The 18,941-nt window shown below is 66.1% G+C and carries 19 protein-coding genes; 14 read left to right on the top strand and 5 right to left on the bottom strand.

Annotated features, from left to right (window positions below; all coding sequences use genetic code 11):
* Positions 1-147: 147 nt before the first annotated feature.
* The 7 genes from ACQR1I_RS03215 to ybgC all read left to right on the top strand — a co-directional run bounded on the left by ACQR1I_RS03215 (position 148) and on the right by ybgC (position 5,132).
* Positions 148-894: a YebC/PmpR family DNA-binding transcriptional regulator gene (locus tag ACQR1I_RS03215; protein ID WP_434865725.1), complete on the top strand. Its 747-nt coding sequence runs from the start codon at positions 148-150 to the stop codon at positions 892-894.
* 74 nt (positions 895-968) lie between these two features.
* Positions 969-1,496 (top strand): crossover junction endodeoxyribonuclease RuvC, encoded by a 528-nt coding sequence (gene ruvC, locus ACQR1I_RS03220; RefSeq protein ID WP_012046730.1) that lies wholly within the window; start codon positions 969-971, stop codon positions 1,494-1,496.
* Positions 1,493-2,110 (top strand): Holliday junction branch migration protein RuvA, encoded by a 618-nt coding sequence (ruvA, locus tag ACQR1I_RS03225; RefSeq protein WP_434865726.1) that lies wholly within the window; start codon positions 1,493-1,495, stop codon positions 2,108-2,110. The genes ruvC and ruvA overlap by 4 nt, the downstream gene beginning before the upstream one ends.
* 40 nt (positions 2,111-2,150) lie before the next feature.
* Positions 2,151-2,570, top strand: coding sequence for a cytidine deaminase (locus ACQR1I_RS03230; protein WP_434865727.1), 420 nt, complete (start codon positions 2,151-2,153; stop codon positions 2,568-2,570).
* Positions 2,567-3,613: a Holliday junction branch migration DNA helicase RuvB gene (gene ruvB / locus ACQR1I_RS03235; RefSeq protein ID WP_434865728.1), complete on the top strand. Its 1,047-nt coding sequence runs from the start codon at positions 2,567-2,569 to the stop codon at positions 3,611-3,613. Before ACQR1I_RS03230 ends, ruvB begins: the two co-directional genes overlap by 4 nt.
* An 84-nt stretch (positions 3,614-3,697) precedes the next feature.
* A complete protein-coding gene (locus ACQR1I_RS03240) occupies positions 3,698-4,618 on the top strand; it encodes a metallophosphoesterase (protein ID WP_434865729.1) in 921 nt (306 codons plus the stop codon).
* A 64-nt stretch (positions 4,619-4,682) separates the two neighbouring features.
* Positions 4,683-5,132 carry a tol-pal system-associated acyl-CoA thioesterase gene (gene ybgC, locus ACQR1I_RS03245; RefSeq protein WP_434865730.1) on the top strand — a complete coding sequence of 150 codons (450 nt, stop codon included), beginning with the start codon at positions 4,683-4,685 and terminating at the stop codon, positions 5,130-5,132.
* A 5-nt stretch (positions 5,133-5,137) separates the two neighbouring features.
* Here ybgC and ACQR1I_RS03250 read toward each other — a convergent pair whose 3' ends face one another.
* Both ACQR1I_RS03250 and ACQR1I_RS03255 read right to left on the bottom strand, forming a co-directional pair.
* The gene (locus tag ACQR1I_RS03250) at positions 5,138-9,904 is read right to left on the bottom strand and encodes a DUF3320 domain-containing protein (protein WP_434865731.1); all 4,767 of its coding nucleotides are present in this window, start codon (positions 9,902-9,904) and stop codon (positions 5,138-5,140) included.
* Between the two features lie 60 nt (positions 9,905-9,964).
* Complete coding sequence (locus tag ACQR1I_RS03255; RefSeq protein WP_434865732.1) at positions 9,965-10,609, bottom strand: glutathione binding-like protein; 645 nt, start codon at positions 10,607-10,609, stop codon at positions 9,965-9,967.
* Between the two features lie 89 nt (positions 10,610-10,698).
* On the opposite strand from ACQR1I_RS03255, the gene ACQR1I_RS03260 reads away from it, so the two are divergent.
* Complete coding sequence (locus ACQR1I_RS03260; RefSeq protein ID WP_434865733.1) at positions 10,699-11,370, top strand: TetR/AcrR family transcriptional regulator; 672 nt, start codon at positions 10,699-10,701, stop codon at positions 11,368-11,370.
* Positions 11,371-11,374: 4 nt separating this feature from the next.
* On the opposite strand, the gene ACQR1I_RS03265 is transcribed toward ACQR1I_RS03260, so the two are convergent.
* Entirely contained in the window at positions 11,375-12,340 is a 966-nt protein-coding gene (locus ACQR1I_RS03265) for a 2-hydroxyacid dehydrogenase (protein WP_434865734.1), read from the bottom strand.
* A gap of 89 nt (positions 12,341-12,429) precedes the next feature.
* Here ACQR1I_RS03265 and ACQR1I_RS03270 point away from each other — a divergent pair, with 89 nt between their 5' ends.
* The 5 genes from ACQR1I_RS03270 to ACQR1I_RS03290 all read left to right on the top strand — a co-directional run bounded on the left by ACQR1I_RS03270 (position 12,430) and on the right by ACQR1I_RS03290 (position 15,458).
* Entirely contained in the window at positions 12,430-12,771 is a 342-nt protein-coding gene (locus ACQR1I_RS03270) for a hypothetical protein (protein ID WP_434865735.1), read from the top strand.
* Between the two features lie 99 nt (positions 12,772-12,870).
* Entirely contained in the window at positions 12,871-13,239 is a 369-nt protein-coding gene (locus ACQR1I_RS03275) for a YciI family protein (protein ID WP_434865736.1), read from the top strand.
* Complete coding sequence (locus ACQR1I_RS03280; RefSeq protein WP_434865737.1) at positions 13,236-14,501, top strand: RNA polymerase sigma factor; 1,266 nt, start codon at positions 13,236-13,238, stop codon at positions 14,499-14,501. The genes ACQR1I_RS03275 and ACQR1I_RS03280 overlap by 4 nt, the downstream gene beginning before the upstream one ends.
* Before the next feature lie 96 nt (positions 14,502-14,597).
* Complete coding sequence (locus ACQR1I_RS03285) at positions 14,598-15,008, top strand: DoxX family protein (RefSeq protein ID WP_434865738.1); 411 nt, start codon at positions 14,598-14,600, stop codon at positions 15,006-15,008.
* A gap of 30 nt (positions 15,009-15,038) precedes the next feature.
* On the top strand, positions 15,039-15,458 hold the full coding sequence (locus tag ACQR1I_RS03290; protein ID WP_434865739.1) for a VOC family protein: 420 nt from the start codon (positions 15,039-15,041) through the stop codon (positions 15,456-15,458).
* 5 nt (positions 15,459-15,463) lie between these two features.
* Here ACQR1I_RS03290 and ACQR1I_RS03295 read toward each other — a convergent pair whose 3' ends face one another.
* Positions 15,464-15,910, bottom strand: coding sequence for a hypothetical protein (locus ACQR1I_RS03295; RefSeq protein WP_434865740.1), 447 nt, complete (start codon positions 15,908-15,910; stop codon positions 15,464-15,466).
* Between the two features lie 7 nt (positions 15,911-15,917).
* On the bottom strand, positions 15,918-16,718 hold the full coding sequence (locus ACQR1I_RS03300) for an SDR family NAD(P)-dependent oxidoreductase (RefSeq protein ID WP_434865741.1): 801 nt from the start codon (positions 16,716-16,718) through the stop codon (positions 15,918-15,920).
* A gap of 926 nt (positions 16,719-17,644) precedes the next feature.
* Here ACQR1I_RS03300 and ACQR1I_RS03305 point away from each other — a divergent pair.
* Positions 17,645-18,934, top strand: coding sequence for a hypothetical protein (locus tag ACQR1I_RS03305; protein ID WP_434865742.1), 1,290 nt, complete (start codon positions 17,645-17,647; stop codon positions 18,932-18,934).
* Positions 18,935-18,941: the final 7 nt, after the last annotated feature.

Consider the following 18,941-nt stretch of genomic DNA (forward strand, 5'->3'; position numbering starts at 1 on the left):
TTTGGCTTATGGCCCAGGCAGCGCCTACCCGTGCCTTGCCGGTGGCCTGTCCCCTTGAAACCACCCCAAATCTTTGATTTTGACGAGTCCTCGGCCTATAAGGCCGCGCTTCCCAACTGACCTCCAGACGATTGCAAGAGATCTCGCATGGCCGGCCATTCCCAATTCAAGAACATCATGCATCGCAAGGGCCGGCAGGATGCGATGAAGTCCAAGCTGTTCGGCAAGCTGGCACGCGAAATTACGGTGTCGGCCAAGCTGGGCACGCCGGATCCGGCGATGAACCCGCGGCTGCGCGCCGCCGTGGTCGCGGCCCGCGCCGAGAACATGCCCAAGGACAACATCGAGCGCGCCATCAAGAAAGCGCTCGGCGGCGAGGGTGAGAACTACGCCGAGATCCGCTATGAGGGCTATGGTCCCGGCGGTGTCGCCGTCATCGTCGAGGCGCTGACCGACAACCGCAACCGCGCCGCCTCGGACATCCGCTCCTACTTCACCAAATCAGGCGGCAATCTCGGCGAGACCGGTTCGGTCGCATTCATGTTCGACCGCGTCGGCATCATCGAATTCGACCGCAGCGTCGCCTCCGACGACGCGGTGCTGGACGCCGCGATCGAGGCCGGCGCCGACGACGTGATTTCGGGTGAGGGCGGCCATGAGGTCTATGCCTCGCCGGACGGTTTCCACGAGGTCGCCAAGAACCTCGAGGCCAAGTTCGGCGAGCCGCGCAAGGCGGCGCTGACCTGGAAGCCGCAGAACACGGTGGCGGTCGACGACGAGACCGGCGAGAGGCTGGTGAAGCTGATGGATCTGCTGAACGAGCACGACGACGTTCAGAACGTCTATGCCAATTTCGAGATCTCGGACGCGCTGATGGCGAAGATGGGCGGTTGACGGACGGTTAACCAAGCCGTTCCGGTCGTTCCGTTTATGTTTCCACCGGCGTGGCGCGAGGCTATCTCTAACCCATGAAAGCCCAGCCGATTCGCGCAGCCGTCCGCATCATCGGGATCGATCCCGGCCTCCGCCGCACCGGCTGGGGCGTGATCGAGAGCGAGGGCAACCGGCTGATCTATGTCGGCTGCGGCTCGGTCGAACCGCCCGACGACCTGCCGCTGGCGAACCGGCTGCTGGCGATCCACGAGGGGCTCGCCAAGGTTTTGAACGACTTCCAGCCGCTGGAGGCTGCGGTCGAGCAGACCTTCGTCAACAAGGACGGCGTCGCCACCCTGAAGCTCGGCCAGGCCCGCGGCATCGCCATGCTGGCGCCGGCGATGTTCGGAATTTCGGTCGCCGAATACGCGCCCAACCAGGTCAAGAAGACCGTGGTCGGCGCGGGCCATGCCGACAAGGGCCAGATCGCGGTTATGCTGAAAATCCTGCTGCCCAAGGCCGAGCCCCCGTCGGCGGACGCCGCCGATGCGCTGGCGATCGCCATCACCCACGCCCATCACCGCCAGGGCCAGGCGCTCAGGATGAAGGTGGCCGGGCTATGATCGGCAAGCTGAAGGGCCTGATCGATTCCTACGCCGAGGATTTCGTGATCCTCGACGTCGGCGGCGTCGGCTACCAGGTGCACTGCTCGGCGCGGACTCTGCAGGCCTTGCCGTCGCCCGGTGAAGCCGCCACATTGTCGATCGAGACCTATGTGCGCGAGGACCAGATCAAGCTGTTCGGTTTTCGCTCGGATGTCGAACGGGAATGGTTTCGTCTTTTGCAGACCGTGCAGGGCGTCGGCGCCAAGGTCGCCCTCGCCGTCCTCGGCACGCTGCCGCCGGCCGATCTCGCCAACGCGATCGCGCTGCGCGACAAGGCTGCGGTGGCGCGCACGCCGGGCGTCGGCCCCAAGGTCGCCGAGCGTATCGTGACCGAGCTGAAGGACAAGGCGCCGGCGTTCGCCAATGTCGATCCCGGCGTCGTCCGGCTGTCCGGCGCCATCGAGGAATCCCGCGCGCCGCAACCGATCGCGGATGCGATCTCGGCGCTCATCAATCTCGGCTACGGCCAGCCGCAAGCAGCCGCGGCGATCGCCGCCGCCTCCCGTGCGGCCGGCGAGAAGGCCGAGACCGCCCAACTCATCCGCCTCGGCCTCAAGGAGCTGGCGAAGTAGATCGCCGCGCCGGGCGAGCAGAAGGACAACGATTTCTCCCATGGTGAGCAAGAAGGACAAGGAGCTGATCGAGGCGGCCGCATCGGCGGTGAAGAGCCGCTACCGCAACGATTGGCAGGAGGTCGGCGCGGCCATGCGCACCCGCGACGGCCGCATCATCACCGGCGTCAACATCGACGCCTATCTCGGCCGCAACGCGGTCTGCGCCGAAGCCATCGCGATCGGCCGCGCCATCACCGAGCACGGCGACCACGGCATCGAAACCATCGTCGCGGTGCGCCACCCCAAGCCCGGTGAGCCCGGCGAGGTCTCCGTGGTCTCGCCCTGCGGCACCTGCCGCGAGCTGATCCATGACTATGATGCGAAGGCCCGCGTCATCGTGCCGTCGAACGGCAAGGGACCCGACGTCGTGACCATCGGCGAGCTGCTGCCGAACAAATACAGGCGCGGCAACGAATGAAGCCGCCGGCGCGCATGGTCAGTCCGGAGCGGCGCTCCGATGATGTCGGGGACACCGCGCTGCGGCCGCAGCAGCTGTCGGAGTTCGTCGGCCAGCAGCAGGCGCGCGCGAACCTGTCGATCTTCATCGAGGCGGCGCGCAAGCGCGGCGAGGCACTCGACCATGTGTTGTTTGTAGGTCCCCCGGGCCTCGGCAAGACGACGCTGGCACAGATCGTCGCCCGCGAGCTCGGCGTCGGTTTTCGCGCCACGTCCGGCCCGGTCATCGCCAAGGCCGGCGATCTCGCCGCGCTGTTGACCAATCTCGAAGAGCGCGACGTGCTGTTCATCGACGAGATCCATCGCCTCAGCCCGGCGGTCGAGGAGGTGCTCTATCCCGCGATGGAGGACTTCCAGCTCGACCTCATCATCGGCGAGGGCCCGGCGGCGCGCTCGGTCAAGATCGATCTGTCGAAGTTCACGCTGGTTGGCGCGACGACGCGTGCAGGCTTGCTGACCAATCCGCTGCGCGATCGTTTCGGCATTCCGATCCGGTTGAACTTCTACACGATCGAGGAGCTGGAGAGCATCGTCACTCGGGGCGCCCGCGTGCTTGGGGTCGGCATGACGAGCGACGGCGCCAACGAGATCGCGCGCCGCGCCCGCGGCACGCCGCGCATTGCCGGCCGGCTGCTGCGCCGGGTGCGCGATTTTGCGTCCGCTGCTGACGCCAGCGCGATCGACCGCGCCATTGCCGATCACGCGCTGAGCGCGCTGGAGGTCGATGCGGCCGGGCTCGATGCGATGGATCGGCGCTATCTCTCGACCATCGCGCTGAACTACGGCGGCGGCCCGGTCGGCGTCGAGACCATGGCGGCGGCGCTATCGGAGCCGCGCGATGCGATCGAGGACATCATCGAGCCCTATCTGATCCAGTGCGGCTATCTGCAGCGCACCCCCCGCGGCCGTCTCCTGACCTCGCACGCGTTCAAGCATCTCGGCATGGCCGAGCCGAACCGCGATCCCGGCCAGTTCGGCCTGTTCGGCAACGAAGATGATGATTAACGAAACTGCTGACAATCTGCACAGACACACCCGAAATCGGTTGCAATGATCGACGAGAAGGAAGCCGCTGCGAGGAATTCGTCCATGCTGTCACGCCGTCGCTTCCTGTCCTTCTCCGGCGGACTTGCCGCCACCGGTTTTTCCACCGCCACCTACGGCGTCGGCGTCGAGCCGCTCCGCCTCGGCGTGACCGACTATCAGGTCCGGCCGCGCAACTGGCCATCCGGGCTGACGCTGAAGATCGCGGCGGTCGCCGACATTCATGCCTGCGATCCCTGGATGTCGCTGGCCCATATCGACGGCATCGTCCAGCGCACCAACGCGCTGCGGCCGGACCTCATCGTCCTTCTCGGCGACTATGTCGCCGGTCATCGGCATCATCTGGGACGCATCGATGCCGCGGAATGGGCGCCCGTGCTCGGCGGATTGAAGGCGCCGCTCGGCGTGCACGCCATTCTCGGCAACCACGATTATTGGGACGACAAGACGGTCCAGCGCAACGGGCACGGTGCGCCTTACGCGCAGAGAGCGCTCGAGGCCGCCGGCATTCCGGTCTACGAGAACGATGTGGTGCGCCTCACCAAGGACGGCCAGGCGTTCTGGCTGGCCGGCCTTGGCGACCAGATGGCCTACATGCCGGCGCGACGCTTCCGGCCGGTGCCGCGGATCGGCATCGACGATCTCGCGGGCACGCTGCGCAAGGTGACGGACAGCGCCCCGGTGATCCTGCTTGCGCATGAGCCCGACGTTGCGCTTCGCGTGCCATCGCGGGTCGCGCTGCAGCTCTCCGGCCATACCCATGGCGGGCAGGTCCGCCTGCTCGGCTGGTCGCCGGCCGTGCCGACGCGCAATGGTGTGAATCTGGCTTATGGCCACATCCGCACCCAATGCGACGTGATCGTTTCCGGCGGTCTCGGCTGCAGCATCATGCCGATCCGGATCGGCATGCCGCCGGAGATCGTGCTCGTCACCGTCGGCGGGGAACCCGTGGAGGCGACCTCCTAGACGAGCTTGCGCCCGCGATTGAAGTGGGCGAAACGATCGCCATATCCGCGATCGGGGATTTCCAGTGACCCACCATCAGCTCGACGGCAAGATCCGCGACGGCCGTCACCACATGCAGGTTCGCGTCTACTACGAAGACACCGATTTTTCAGGCATCGTCTACCATGCCAACTACCTCCGCTTCATGGAACGCGGCCGCACCAATCATCTGCGGCTGATGGGCGCCGAGCAGCACGCGCTGTTCGCGGAGGCGGCCAGCGAAGCCCCGGGCTTCGCCTTCGTCGTGCGCTCGATGACGCTGGATTTCCTGCGCCCTGCGCGCATGGACGACGTCCTCGACGTCGTCACCTGGCCGATCGCGGTCAAGGGCGCCTCGATCACGCTGGCCCAGGAGGTGCGGCGTCGCGAGGAGGTGCTCGTCAAAGCCGATGTCCGCGTCGCCTTCATCAGCGGCGGCAAGGCGCAGCCGATCCCGAAGGCGCTGCGCGACTTGATGAAGGCCGATCTCGCCTGAGCCGCTCAAGGCTGCGCTGCAGGCGAGGCCTCCTGAGGCTTGGTCAGCAGCTCCCCCTCGCGGTGGAGCCTGCCTGCATCGAGAAGAGTTGCGAGGCTGCCCTGCACGGCCTCGCGGAGCTGCGCGCTGGTCGAGCCGAAGCCGAACAGGCGCGCCACCGCCTGGATCAGCTGGTCCTCCTCCGCGCCGAAGTTCTGCTCGACGACCTGAATGATGGCCGCCTTGATCTCGTCCGGCGGCAACATCTCGGGCTTGCGCAACGTCGTCGACTGCACGTCCTCGCGGTTCCGGACGACGATCGCCTGGCCAGGTACGGCGTAGAACGGTCCTCCGGCGATCTGCCCCTTCGCCACCGCCGCGTTCAGCGCGGCGCGCACGGCGTCGCGGATGCGGTTGCCGGCGCGGGCGAGGCCCCAGGCCGATCTGATCCGGACGATGATTTCCGATTCGTGCACCGGTCCCTCGATCGCGACGATCTCGACCACGTGCTTCGTCATGTTGGCGAGCGACGTCTCGTGCGGCTCGATCTCCCGGCGCACCCGCAATTTGGCCTCCTCATAGGCGATCGTCGTCGTTGCCGGTACAGCAGCCTCTAGAGGACGGTCTGCAGTCTGCTCCGGCGGCGGACCGTCCGGCATTGCTGGCGGCTCGGGCTGCGCCTCGGGAATCGCGTCGTCGATCTCCTTCCAATGCGCCTTCGCCGCCTCGATGGCGCGGACGACCTTCTCGGTCTCCTCCTTGGGCCGGAGAAACCAATCCGTCGACCAGATCCGATGCAGCACCCAGCCGTGTGCTTCCAGCACGTTCTGGCGCAGACGATCGCGGTCCCGCGCCGAGCGCGAGGCGTGGTATTGGGCGCCGTCGCATTCGATGCCGAGCAGAAAACGGCCCGGCTTGTCCGGATCGACCACGGCGAGATCGACGAAGAAGCCGGCGGTGCCGATCTGCGTCTTCACGTCGTAGCCCAACGCCAGCAGCTTGGCGGCGACCTGCTCCTCGAACACCGAGTCCGGATCGCGCCCGGTCTCCTGCGCGATGCCGAGCTGCCCGGTCTGTGCGAAGCTCAGGAACGTTTTCAGCGCGGCGATGCCGCGACCCTTGGCGCGCGACAGATCGATATCGTCGCCGGTGATCGAGGAGAAGACCTCGCAGCGCAGCTTGGCGCGGGAGATCAGCACGTTCAGGCGGCGCTCGCCGCCATCGGAATTCAGCGGGCCGAAGCTCATCGAGACGAAGCCTTCCTTCGTTCGCCCGTAGCCCATGGAGATGAAGATGACGTCGCGCTCGTCGCCCTGGATGTTCTCGAGGTTCTTGACGAAAAAGGGTTCGCTCGTGCCTCGGGAGAAGAACTCCTCAGTATCGGGACTCTCCTTGCGGAGGATTTCGAGCTGATCCTGGATCGCCTGGCGCTGAGCGACGGAGAAGGTTGCGACGCCGAGGCTGCGCTCCGGCATCTCGCGCGCATGGCGCATGACCGCCTCGGCCACGATCCGCGCTTCCCGCGGATTGGTCCGGCTGCTGCCGCGTTCGTAGTGCGCATCGGCGTTGTAGTTGAACTTCAGCCCCATGCCGGCCACGGCGTCATAGGGGCTCGGCACGATGAACAGCCGGTTGTCGTAGAACTGCTTGTTGGAGACCGCGATCAGCGACTGATGCTTGCTGCGGTAGTGCCAGTTCAGCATCCTGTGCGACAGTCCCTTGGCCAGGCAGAGGTCCAGGATGCTCTCGGCGTCCTTCACCTGGAAGGTCGGTTGCTCGTCGTCCTCATTGTCGTCATCATCGTTGCCCGTGAGCTTCGCGAAGAAGCGCGTCGGAGGCAGCTGCCGTTCGTCGCCGACCACGACCATCTGCCGGCACCGCGCGACCGCGCCGAGAGCATCGACGGGTTCGATCTGCGAGGCCTCGTCGACAACCAGCAGATCGAAGGCGATCGCGCCCGGCTTCAGGAACTGCGCGACCGACAGCGGGCTCATCAGGAAGATCGGCTTGATCTGCTGGACGACCGGACCGGCGCGCTCCAGGAGCTGCCGGATGGGAAGATGATTGCGCTTCTTCGCCAGTTCGCCGTTGAGAACGCCGAGCGGCCCGATGCCGCCTGCGTTGCGCGGCAGCGCAGTCGCATGCTCATGCGCGATCTGATCCCGGGCGAGCTGCATGCGTTCGACGTCGAGCTTGCGGAAGCCGTCGACGAGACGGTCGTGCAACTCGCCGTCGAAACGCTTCAGCTGCGGGTGCTGGGCGAAGATCACGCTGCGCATGGCTTCGTAATAGGAGTTGTCGAAAGCCTGTGGCAGCCTATCGCCCGGCAGCGATCCGTCCAGCGTGCGATCAACCAGCGCCTCGAGACCATCCGCGCGAGCGAGTCGAACCCGCTCCATGAACGCGATCCAGCGGGTCAGGCGCTCGGTGCAATTGCGCCACTCCGAGAGCGTCTGTGACAGCTCGTCGAATTGAACCCGTTCGCCCGGCTGGAGTGGGAGGCGCGAGGGCTCCAGCTGCAGAAAGTCGATCAGCTGTTGTAGTTCGGAGCGAAGCCCGGCGAGATCGCTGCTCAGTTTCGCGATCGCTTGCCGATCTCCGGTCGACAGCGTCAGATGCGTCAGGCGGCGGCGCATCTCGGCGTTGGCGAACGGCTTCGGGAACGCGGTCCACCAGGCCGTCAGTTTCGCCAGCGCGTCCCAGTCAGACTGCTCCTTCTGCCAGGCCGTTCCGAACGCGACGCTGCCGGCGCTCGCCACCTCCGCGAAGGAGCAGCGCGCCGCCTGTGCTGCGATGAGACCGTCGATCAGCAGGAGGCGCTGATCGAGGGATTTCGGCATCGGCACCTTCAGATAGGAGGTCAGCAGCGCCATCTGCTCGCGATAGCGCGAGCTCAGCATGCGAAACCACGAGCGGCCCTTCTCGGCGATCACCTTGCGGCAATCGGCAGCCGACGCCTCCCAGGCGGCATCGACGAAGGCTCCCCCGAAAGCGGCTTTCAACTTCGCATAGCGAAGCCCCTTGTCGACGACATCGACGATCTCGTTCGGTTGACTCCAGATCGGATCGCCAAACGCAGCCCTGTCGCATTCCGGCATCGCGGCTGCCGCCTCGGCAACCGCGAGCAGGTCGCTCGCCCCGGCCAGATTGGCGGGCGTTGTGACTTCGAGCAAGGCGCCGATGTGCGCAGCTCCTGTCACGACGTGGCTGAGATGATTCAAGATGCTGTCCAGCAACGTCAGCAGCTTCGCCATCTCGCTCGGGTCGAGGGCGTCGCGGCCGACGCCCCGCCACGGATGCAGGTGAGGCGCACCATCGGTCTCGATGCGGTCGGCCAGCTCGGCAATCAGCTCGCGCCGCCGCTCCAGGTCCAAAGCAGACCAAAGCTCTGCCCCTTGCAACGGCAATGCCGCCTGAGCAGATGCCTCCCTGCAGCGCACGAGGTGGCCGAGCAGCCGGAAGGGTGTCAGCTCGCTCGGTTGATGCGGCTGGTGCATCATGTCGGCGTGACGGTTGAGGCCGTCGCGACTGTCGGTCAGGCGCTGCACCAGAGAGGCTTCACCCGCTGATGCCGGCACGGCCACCGATTTGGCGCGCTTCAGTTCCTCCAGCACAAGGCGCTTGTTGGCCTTGTTGGAGTGAAGCTCGAGCGCGAGCGATCCCAGGCCGACGCCCTTGAGCCGCCGGTGCACGACATCCAATGCCGCCATCTTCTCGGCGACGAACAGGACCGTCTTTCCCTCGGCCGCGGCGGCGGCGATGATGTTGGTGATGGTCTGCGACTTTCCGGTGCCCGGCGGGCCCTTGACGACCAGATCGCGTCCTCGAACCACTTCCTCGATCACCACGGCCTGTGACGAATCGGCGTCGACGACGTGGTTCATCGCAAGCGGCTGGATCACGGAGTCGATCTTGCCATCGTCCGGAACGATCGGTTCGCATCCCTCGAAGCCGTTCTGCAGCAGTGCCGCGATCAGCGGGTGCCGATCCAGCGCACCGTCGGCTGGCCAGTTCTCCGGGTCGAGGTCGCGATACATCAGGAATTTGGAGAATGAGAAGAAGCCGAGGACGATCGCGTCGGCCCTGACCTCCCATCTCTTCTTGTTTGCGACCGTCTCGGCGACGCCGGTCAGATAGCCGGCGATGTCGACCTCGTCCTCGTCGCCGAAATCCGCGACCTTCAATCCGAACTCGGCATCGAGCTTCGCCTGCAGCGAGAGATTCGGCGAGGGCGGCTCGGCGCGCGAGACCAGATGAAACCGATCGGCCGCGCTGCTGCGTTCCAAGCGCACGGGCAGGAGCACGAGCGGCGCGAAGCGCTCGACGTCGGATTTGTCGTCCTCGAACCATTTGAGCAGTCCGAAGGCGAGATACAGGATGTTGACGCCCTGTTCTTCCTCGAGCGTTCGCGCGTCGTACCAGATGTCGAGCAGCCGCTTCTGCAGCGCCTCCGACGACAACCGGGTCTGCAGCCGTGTATCGGCCGGCCGGGTCGGCGTCTCCGATTCGCTTTCGCTCCGTTTTGGGCTTGCGCTCGGCGGAGGCAGCGGCAGAGTTGGAGCGGATGTGGTCTCGCTGGTTTCTGCAGCTGTCTCCGCCTTGGTCGGAAGAAACGTGAATCGCTTGCCGTCGCCGAGCAGCTCGTACAACTCGGCGGAGCGTGCGCCGACGATGTCGATGGTGCGGATGGTCTTAGTCTTCAGCGGGATGTGCACGAGCCGGTTGCGCGTGCCCAGATCGAGCAGCGCGCGCCGGTCCGCCAGCAATCGGTCTCGTACGGATGTGCTTGCCACGTGCAATCCTCCTGCGATTCGAGGATTGCAACCCGAACTGACCGCGGTCAAGCATCGCTGCTAGGCAGCTGCCTTGTGCCGCGCGAGTTCCGCCTTGTAGAGCTCGAACTCCTCGGCGATCGCGCGGGCGATCGATGGCCGCGTGCGCAGGCGTTCATAGTAGGCCTTCACAGCCGGCCATTTGGCGAGCTCGATCGGCGGCGTCGCCATCGTCCAGTTGATCACGGTGACGAGATAGGCATCGGCGACGGTGAAATGATCGAGCAGAAACTCGCGGCCGCGCAGATGGTTGTCGAGATGATCGAGCCGCGACAGGTTCTTCTTCAGCACATGCACCTTCATCTCCTCCGGCGCCGTCCTGTCGAGGACCGGGATGAACAGGCCCTTGTGCAGCTCGGTGCCGATGAAGCAGAGCCATTGGTGCAGCCGGCTGCGGTCCATGCCGGCACCGGTGCCGAGCTTCGCCTCGGGGAAGCGGTCGGCGACATATTGGAGAATTGCAGCGTTCTCGGTCAGCAGGTCGCCGTCATCGGTGCGCAGCGTCGGCACCAGGCCGAGCGGGTTGACGCTGCGGAAATCCGAGCCGTCATTCATCACGATCTTCGTCTTCGGGTCGACCTCGAGATATGTTGCCTCGGCACCGGCCTCATAGAGCGCGATGCGGGTGGCGAGCGAGCAGGCGAGCGGCGAGAAATACAGGTCCATGGACGTCTCCCGGAGCTCCGGAGCGGAGCTTTGATTGATTTTTATACTGTCTCGCATAATATGAGATGGGTCAAGGAATTTAGTGCGAAATGGTACAAAAAAAGAAGGGGCCGCCGCATGGCGACCCTCCTACCGAAAAACCCGCCGCGACGGCCGAGCCGAAACGGCGCGGTCGGCCGCGCGCCTATGAGCCCGACGTCGCCCTCGGCAAGGCGCTCGACCTGTTCCGGTCGACCGGCTTCGCGGCGACGTCGCTCGACGACCTCAGCGCCGCCACGGGCATGAACCGGCCGAGCCTCTATGGCGCGTTCGGCGACAAGCGCGAGCTCTACATCAAGAGCTATCAGCGCTACCGCGACAACGCCCGCGCCGTGATGGGGCACATCTTTCGTGACGACGGGCCGGTGCGCGAGCAGCTGCAGAAGATCTTTGCGGCCGCGCTCGACATCTATCTCTCCGGCGAGGAGGGGCCGCGCGGCTGCTTCACGGTGATGACGGCAGGCTCCGAGGCGGTCGCTGATCCCGACATCCGCGCCATGGTCCAGAATGCGCTGACCGAACTCGACAAGGCATTCGCGCATTGCTTCCGGCGTGCCAAGGAGAAGGGCGAACTGCCGGACGGCGCTGATCCCGTCGTGCTGGCGCAGCTGGCGTCGGCGACGATCCACTCCATCGCGGTGCGCGCCCGGGCGCGGGTGCCGCGCGAGAACTTGGAGGCGATCGTCGCCGGTGCGATCGATGTGATGGTGGGCGGCAGATAGCGTCTCAGTATCCTCTCTCGCGATCCACCGTGTTGCGCAGCGCACCGCCGGCCTCGAACGAGGCGATCTGCTCGGCGACATAGCGCGAGATGGCGTCGGCATCGGTGTCGGCGGCATTGTGCGGCGTCAGCACCACTTTGGGATGGGTCCAGAACGGGCTATTGGCGGGCAGCGGCTCCTGCCCGAACACGTCGAGCGACACCGACCCGAGCGTGCCGTCGTCGAGACAGCCGAGGATATCGGCCTCGTTCTGCAGGCCGCCGCGGCCGGCGTTGATCATCACCGGCGCACCGAGCGGCGACGAGCGCCGCAGCTTCGCGAACATCCTGCGATCGAGAATGCCGCGTGTGTCCGGCGTCAGCGGCAACAGCGACACCAGGATGTCGGTCCGCGCCAGGAATGCGTCGAGCTGCGCCGCGCCATGGAAGCTCTCGATGCCGTCAGCCTGCTTCGCGCTGCGGCTCCAGCCCGCGACCTGGAAGCCGATGCGCTTGAGCACCTCGGCGGCATCGGCGCCCAACGTGCCCAGGCCGAGAATGCCGACGTTGATCGCGGCCGCCGGCCATTGATATTTCGGCGCCCAGCGCTTCACGCGCTGCGACTCGCGCAGATACAGCTCCTGCCGATGATGCATCAGAACGTGCAGCACGACATATTCGGTCATGCGCGCGGTGAGGTCGTCGACGGCGACGCGGACCAGCGGCACGCCGGGCAGGGTCTTGTCGGCCATCAACGCGTCGACGCCGGCGCCGAGGTTGAAGATCACGCGCAGGTTCGGGAAGCCGGCGAGCTCGCCCGGGACGGGCTTCCACACCGCCGCATAGTGCACGTCGGCCGGATCGAGCCCGGCATCGGGCAGCAGCACCACGGGCCGGTCGGCGCAGACGTCGTCGAAGCGCGCCTTCCAGCGCTGCGGCGACCAGTTGTCGGTGCCGCCATGGATCAGGAGCGCCAGCGCGCCTTTGGTCATCAGAGGATCCTCGAAGCTTGAGTGACCTGTCCCACATACCAGATCGGGCGGGCAGGCCAATCTCCGGTCATCAACACGGAGACATCGTCATGCGCAAACTGCTGCTCGCCACCGCCCTCGTCGTCGCATCCGCCTCGGCTCAGGCTCAGACCATCGACGTCGGCTCGATCCTGTCGGCCAACGGCATCTCCATCGGCAAGGGCGGCGGTCAGCCGCAGGCTGCCGGCCAGCCGGGCGGTGGCGCACCGGGCATGGCGCAAGGTGCGGGCGGTCAAACTGTCGCAGGGCAAGGTCAGGGGCAGGGCCAAGGCCAGCAGTCGCAGGGTCAAGGCCAATCGCAACGCCAGGCCGGACGGGCCAAGCAGCCGCGCGAAAGCGCCCAGGAGACGCGGGCCCGCAACATCGCCGCAAAGTACGGCATCTCCTGGTAGCCGGAGCGTTTCCGCCGAGGGAACCCGTGAATTTTCTTCGCGGGCCTGTCGGCCGCGGGCATACTCCGCCGTCTTGAAGACGAATGGAGATGTGTGCCGATGCTGTATGCGCTGCTTTGCTATCACGATGAGGATGTCGTCTGCGCCTGGAGCAAGGACCAGGACGCGGCGGTCATGGCCAAGCTCGCGGTGATCCAGGAGAAGCTCACCAAACAGGGACGGCTCGGGCCGGTGGCGCGGCTGCTGCCGACCACGGCCGCCACCACGCTCCGCAAGGAGGATCCGCCGCTCGTGCTCGACGGTCCCTATGCCGAGACCAAAGAGCAGCTGCTCGGCTTCTACATCGTCGATTGTGCCAATCTCGACGAGGCGCTCGCGGTCGCACGCGAGCTCGGCGAGGCCAATCCCGGCGGCTCCTACGAGATCCGTCCCGTCGGCACGTTCAGGCCGGGCGGAGCGCTGGCATGAGCGATGCGGCCTGGATCGATGCGGCCCTGACATCAGCACGCCCCCAGGCCGTCGGCGCATTGCTGCGCTATTTCCGTGATCTCGACACCGCGGAGGAGGCGTTCCAGAACGCCTGCCTGCGTGCGCTGAAGAGCTGGCCGCAGAACGGCCCGCCGCGCGATCCGGCGGCGTGGCTGATCATGGTCGGCCGCAACGCGGCCATTGACGAGGTCCGGCGCGTCCGCCGCGAGCAGCCGCTGCCGGAGGATGAGGCCATCTCCGATCTCGACGACGCCGAAAGCGCGCTCGCCGACCGGCTCGACGGCTCGCATTATCGCGACGACATCCTCCGCCTGCTGTTCATCTGCTGTCACAAGGATCTCCCCGCCACGCAGCAGATCGCGCTGGCGCTGCGCGTGGTGTCCGGCCTGACGGTCAAGCAGATCGCGCGCGCCTTCCTGGTCAGCGAGGCGGCGATGGAGCAGCGCATCACCCGCGCCAAGGCGCGCGTCGCGCAGGCGGACGTGCCGTTCGAGACGCCGGGCGCGGTCGAGCGCTCCGAGCGCCTGTTCGCGGTCGCCGCCATGATCTACCTGATCTTCAACGAGGGCTATTCGGCCAGCGGCGACAGCGCCGAGCTGCGCAAGCCGCTCTCGGACGAGGCGATCCGCCTGGCGCGGCTGCTGCTGCGGCTGTTCCCGAGCGAGCCTGAGATCATGGGTCTCACCGCGCTGCTGCTGTTGCAGCACGCACGGACGGCCGCCCGGTTTGATGCTGAAGGCGCCCCGATCCTGCTCGAAGATCAGGATCGCACGCTGTGGAACCAGCCGATGATCGCCGAAGGCGTGGCGCTGATCGACAAGGCGATGCGCCACCGGCGCAGCGGTCCGTACCAGATCCAGGCGGCGATCGCGGCGCTGCATGCGCGTGCGGCCAGGCCGGAGGACACCGACTGGACGCAGATCGACCTGCTCTATGGCGCGCTCGAGGTGGTGCAGCCCTCGCCGGTGGTGACGCTCAACCGTGCTGTGGCCGTCTCTAAGGTGCGCGGCGCCGAAGCCGCGCTCGACCTGATCGCGCCGCTCGAAGGCCGGCTCGGCAACTATTTCTATTTCTTCGGCGTGCGCGGCGCGCTGCTGATGCAGCTCGGGCGCAACGACGAGGCGCGGACCGCGTTCGATCGCGCCATCGCGCTGGCGCACAGCTCGGCCGAGGCCGCCCACATCCGCATGCAGCTCGACCGCCTGATGCAGGACGGCGCCACGGCTCGCGCGAGCCGCTGAGCCGCCGCCGGAGATCCGCGCAATTTTTTCGGCATAAGTGTCGGGCGCATGAGTCCTCATTCGTCCTTGAAGCAGCAGCATGGGGAGGAGTTTGAAATGTCGACGATCACCCTGGAGCAGCCGGTCTCGCGCGCCGAGTTGTGGGGCGGCCGCATTCTCAGCGGACTGGGGATCCTGTTCCTGGCGTTCGACGGCGCGATCAAGCTGATCCCGTTGCAGGTCGTCACGCAGACCATGGATCAGATGGGCTATGGCGGCAGCGACGCCATGGCCCGCGCCCTCGGGCTGATCACGCTGCTCTGCACCGCGCTCTATGCGCTGCCGGCGACCTCGCTGCTGGGGGCGATCCTGCTCACCGGCTATCTCGGCGGCGCCATCGCCTCGCATGTCCGCATCGGCAGTCCGCTGTTCAGCCACGTGCTGTTCGGTCTCTATCTCGGGCTGATGGTGTGGGGCGGCCTGTGGCTGCGCGACCGCCGGCTGCGCGCGCTGTTGCCGCTGCGCTGACATCTGACGTCTCAACCAAGGAGGATGACCATGATCTGTCCCTATCTCACCTTCAACGGCGACTGCGAGCAGGCCCTCAAGCACTATGGCGACGTGCTCGGCGCCAAGGTCGACATGATGATGCGCTATGGCGAGGCTCCGCCGGAAATGCCGTCCGCGCCGGAGCACAAGGACAGGATCATGCACGTGCGCTTCTCGATCGGCGGCGATGCCGTGATGGCCTCGGATTCGCCGCCCGAATACTATCAAGGCAAGCCCAACGGCATCTCGGTCTCGCTCCAGATCACGGATCCGGCCGAGGCCGAGCGCAAGTTCAACGCGCTGATCGCGGGCGGCACCGTCACGATGCCGTTCGGCAAGACGTTCTGGTCGAAGGGTTTTGGCATGGGCATCGATCGTTTCGGCATTCCGTGGATGATCAACTCCCCGGCGGACGGCTTCGCAGCCTGACGCCGCTAGCGGCACGAGGCGTACATCGCCTTGAGCTCGCGCCCGCGCAACAGCAGGAGCCGCGACGTCAGGCCGCCGCGGCGCTCGATCCAGCTGCGCACCGGTGTTGGATAGGTCTGTAGCACCAGCTTGGAGGCCTCCGGCTCCGCATAGATGCGGCCGCGCCGGTCGACTGATCGCGCGGCGTGGAAGCCGAGCGACGCGCGGCGCGTCACGCAGATGCGATCCCCGGGCACGACGCTCAGCACCAGCGTGCAGGCCGACAGGCAGGGGCCGTCGATCATGACGCGCTCGCCGGAAGCGCGCACCTTCTCGAACAGGTCGAGGAACGAGCCGACCTCGCCGCCGGGCGAGGAGATGATGCGGATATCCGCGCGCGCCAGCATCGTCGCGATCCCCCACAGGACGACCGCGAGCAGCAACGTCAGGATGATGCGCATCCGGCTCGGCATCTTAGTCTCATGCGTTCCTGCGTTGACCGCGCAAGGTCGGAAGCCCGATTCCGGCGGCATCGAAGCCGCCGTCCACGGCCAGCACCTGTCCGGTAATATAGCTCGATCGCTCGGAGCTGAGGAAGAAGATGGCTTCGGCCAGCTCCTCTTCGAGACCGTAGCGGTTGAGCGGAATGGCATCGTGATAGTCGGCGCGGATTTCCGGCGTGTGCACCGCCTTGGCCATCGCGGTCTCGACCGGGCCCGGCGCCACGGCATTGACGCGAATGCCGGCCGAGGCGAGCTCGACCGCAAGCTGCTTGGTGAGATGCGCCAGCGCCGCCTTGCTGGTGCCGTAGGCGGAGCGCAAGGTCGATGCGCGCACGGCCGAAATCGAGGTGATGTTGACGATCGCGCCGCCATGCTCGCGCATCAGCGGCACCGCCGCGCGCGTGCACAGGAACGGCCCCGTCAGATTGACATCGAGAATGCGCTGCCAGTCGGTCTCGCTGGTTTCCATGATCGGCGCGAACCGCGCGACGCCGGCATTGTTCACCAGCGCGTCGAGGCGGCCATATCGTCCATTGATGCGCTCCAGCGCATCGGCCACCATCGCGGCATCGGAGACGTCGCAATGCAGGGCGAGCGTCCGCTCCGGACATTTGAGTGAGGTGGTCGCGTCGGCGAGCAGCTTCTGCTCGATGTCGAGAAGCGCCACGCGCCAGCCTTCGTGCAGAAATCGCCTGGCGGTCGCCAGCCCGATGCCGCGCGCCGCCCCGGTCACCAGGGCCACCTTTTCGCTCTGCGTCGTCGTCGGTGAGTCCGTCACGGCAATCGGCTCCTTCGGCCGGCGGCCCGGCTCTTGATCATTGTGTTACCTAACATGGGCGGCGCGGACAGGCTGTGAAGGCCGTCACAAACGGTGAGTGTGCGTTCAATTCAGTCCGCGACATAACGCAGCGAAGTTCGCGCACCTTGTCAAACAGCCAGGGGTAGTAAGAGGGGCATCGGTTCGCGTTCTCGCGGCGCCAAAGCGCCCGAGCTTTGCCAGAACTCGCCTCCCTCATCGGTCGGAGGGAGCAGGGAAGACCGGGAGCTCGCCGCCCCCATGGCCCCCGTGCGGTAAGAATGCACGGGGCAGGAACCACAGGTTCGGCTGAGACATCCCGGCCTTCCCTGCGCGATGGTCTGACGGCTTATACGCGCTCTCCCCGGGGACCGGCTGTTTTGCCCCCGTTTTCGGCCCCAATGCGCACACGCACCGGACACGGCACCAGCTTCGGGATGCCAGGACCACACGATTTCGCCGTACGCGCCACGTTGTTCGTCTGCGTGTCCATTTCTGAGCATGATCTTGTCGGAAAGCTGTGGCGCAATACGCGTCGACAGCCTCCGGTTCCGAATCATGCTCCACGCACCAACATCGACGCGTCCACCGCATCCCACTCCCAACGTTCGTGACGACCGCGAAACGTCCCTCTCGATCGGGAACAGGACATGGTTAACAGATCAGGTTTTCTGTAAAAACGAAAGCGGAAAATTTTGACGGCAAGGACTGGACACGGGTGATCGACTTGAAAGTCTTCACGAAAAAAGCTCTTTGGCGGGGCGGATCGAGGTCGGCGCCGACGCGTCCAACAGGGCGTTCCTTGTAAAACATGATACGGCGAGCCGTCGGCTGATTTGCCCGTCGGGTCGGGTTTGGACGAATCCTGAACCGTTAGCGTAGAGTTCGAGAGCCTCGGTAGAATCGACATGGGCGGTCAGTTCATCAGCCAGCGAATCACCATTCTTCCCCAGAGCAGCGGTAGCCGGAGGCTGCCGGGCGGGTTGCTGTGCGCGCATCGCACGCTGCTGCTGTCCTGCGTCGTGCTCGGCCTGACGGTGCACGGCGCGTTGTCGGCGGACGGCGCGGTTGCGGCGAAACCTGCAGGGACCGAGCAGGCGCTGCCCCACGACGCTGCATCGCCGCCGCAGGCTCCGCCGTCCCAGCCCGCGCTGCAACCGGCACAGCCGCAGAAGCCGGAGCAGGAGACGGTCGGACGTCCGTCTGAAGCGCAGTCGTCGAGCACGAAAACCGTCATGCCGTCGACCGAGCCTGCGAAGCCGGCGACCGCCGAGCGCAAGACCGATTCGAACAAGACCGATTCGAACAAGACGGATTCGAAGACCTCGGGGCGCGACGCCAAGGATGCGAAGAGCGGCAGGAATCTATCCGTCCCGCAGCGAGCACTGCCGGCCGATGTGGCGCAGATGATCGGCCGCAAGATCTGGATCAACGAGGCCGGCGGCCGGCGCGACGCGATCACGTCGTGGAATGCCGGCGAGGAGTTCGCCTCGCTCGGCATCGGTCATTTCATCTGGTACCCGGTCACTGCGAAGCCGCCCTTCGAGGAGGGCTTTCCAGGGTTGATTGCGTTTCTGCGCAAGAGCAAGACGCCGGTCCCCGCATGGCTCGACAAGTCATCGGTTCCGCCGTGCCCGTGGAACAGCCGGGCCGAGTTCAAGAAGAACTTCAATTCGCCGCAGATGCGCCAGTTGCGGCAATTCCTGCTCGACACGATCGCCCAGCAGACGCAGTTCCTGGTCGCCCGCGCGCAAGGCGCGATGGACAAGATCCTCGCCAACACGCCCGACAGTGCCGAGCGTGAGCACATCGTCGCGCAATATTCGCGCGTCGTGCGCGCCTCGGACGATCTCTATCCGCTGATCGACTACATCAACTTCAAGGGCGAGGGCACCAACCCGTCCGAGACGGCCGTGGACAAGGAGACCGGGCAGCGGCAGGGCTGGGGTCTCAAGCAGGTGCTGCTCAAGATGAACGGCACCACGACCGAGCCCAAGGCCGTGCTCGCGGAATATTCCGACGCGGTGCAGGGCGTGCTGCAGCAGCGGGTTCGCAATCTGCCGTCGAACCGTGTCTGGGAGGCGGGCTGGCTGCGTCGTGCCGAGACCTACCGCCGTCCGATCGCGCAGCTGGAGCAGGTTCCGGAACGGGCTCCGCGCAAATGGTCGCGCTACAGGGCGGACAACACGCAGTTCTGATCGGCCC

Source organism: Bradyrhizobium sp. HKCCYLS2038, from assembly GCF_051167655.1.
In the GTDB taxonomy this organism is placed as follows: Bacteria; Pseudomonadota; Alphaproteobacteria; order Rhizobiales; family Xanthobacteraceae; genus Bradyrhizobium.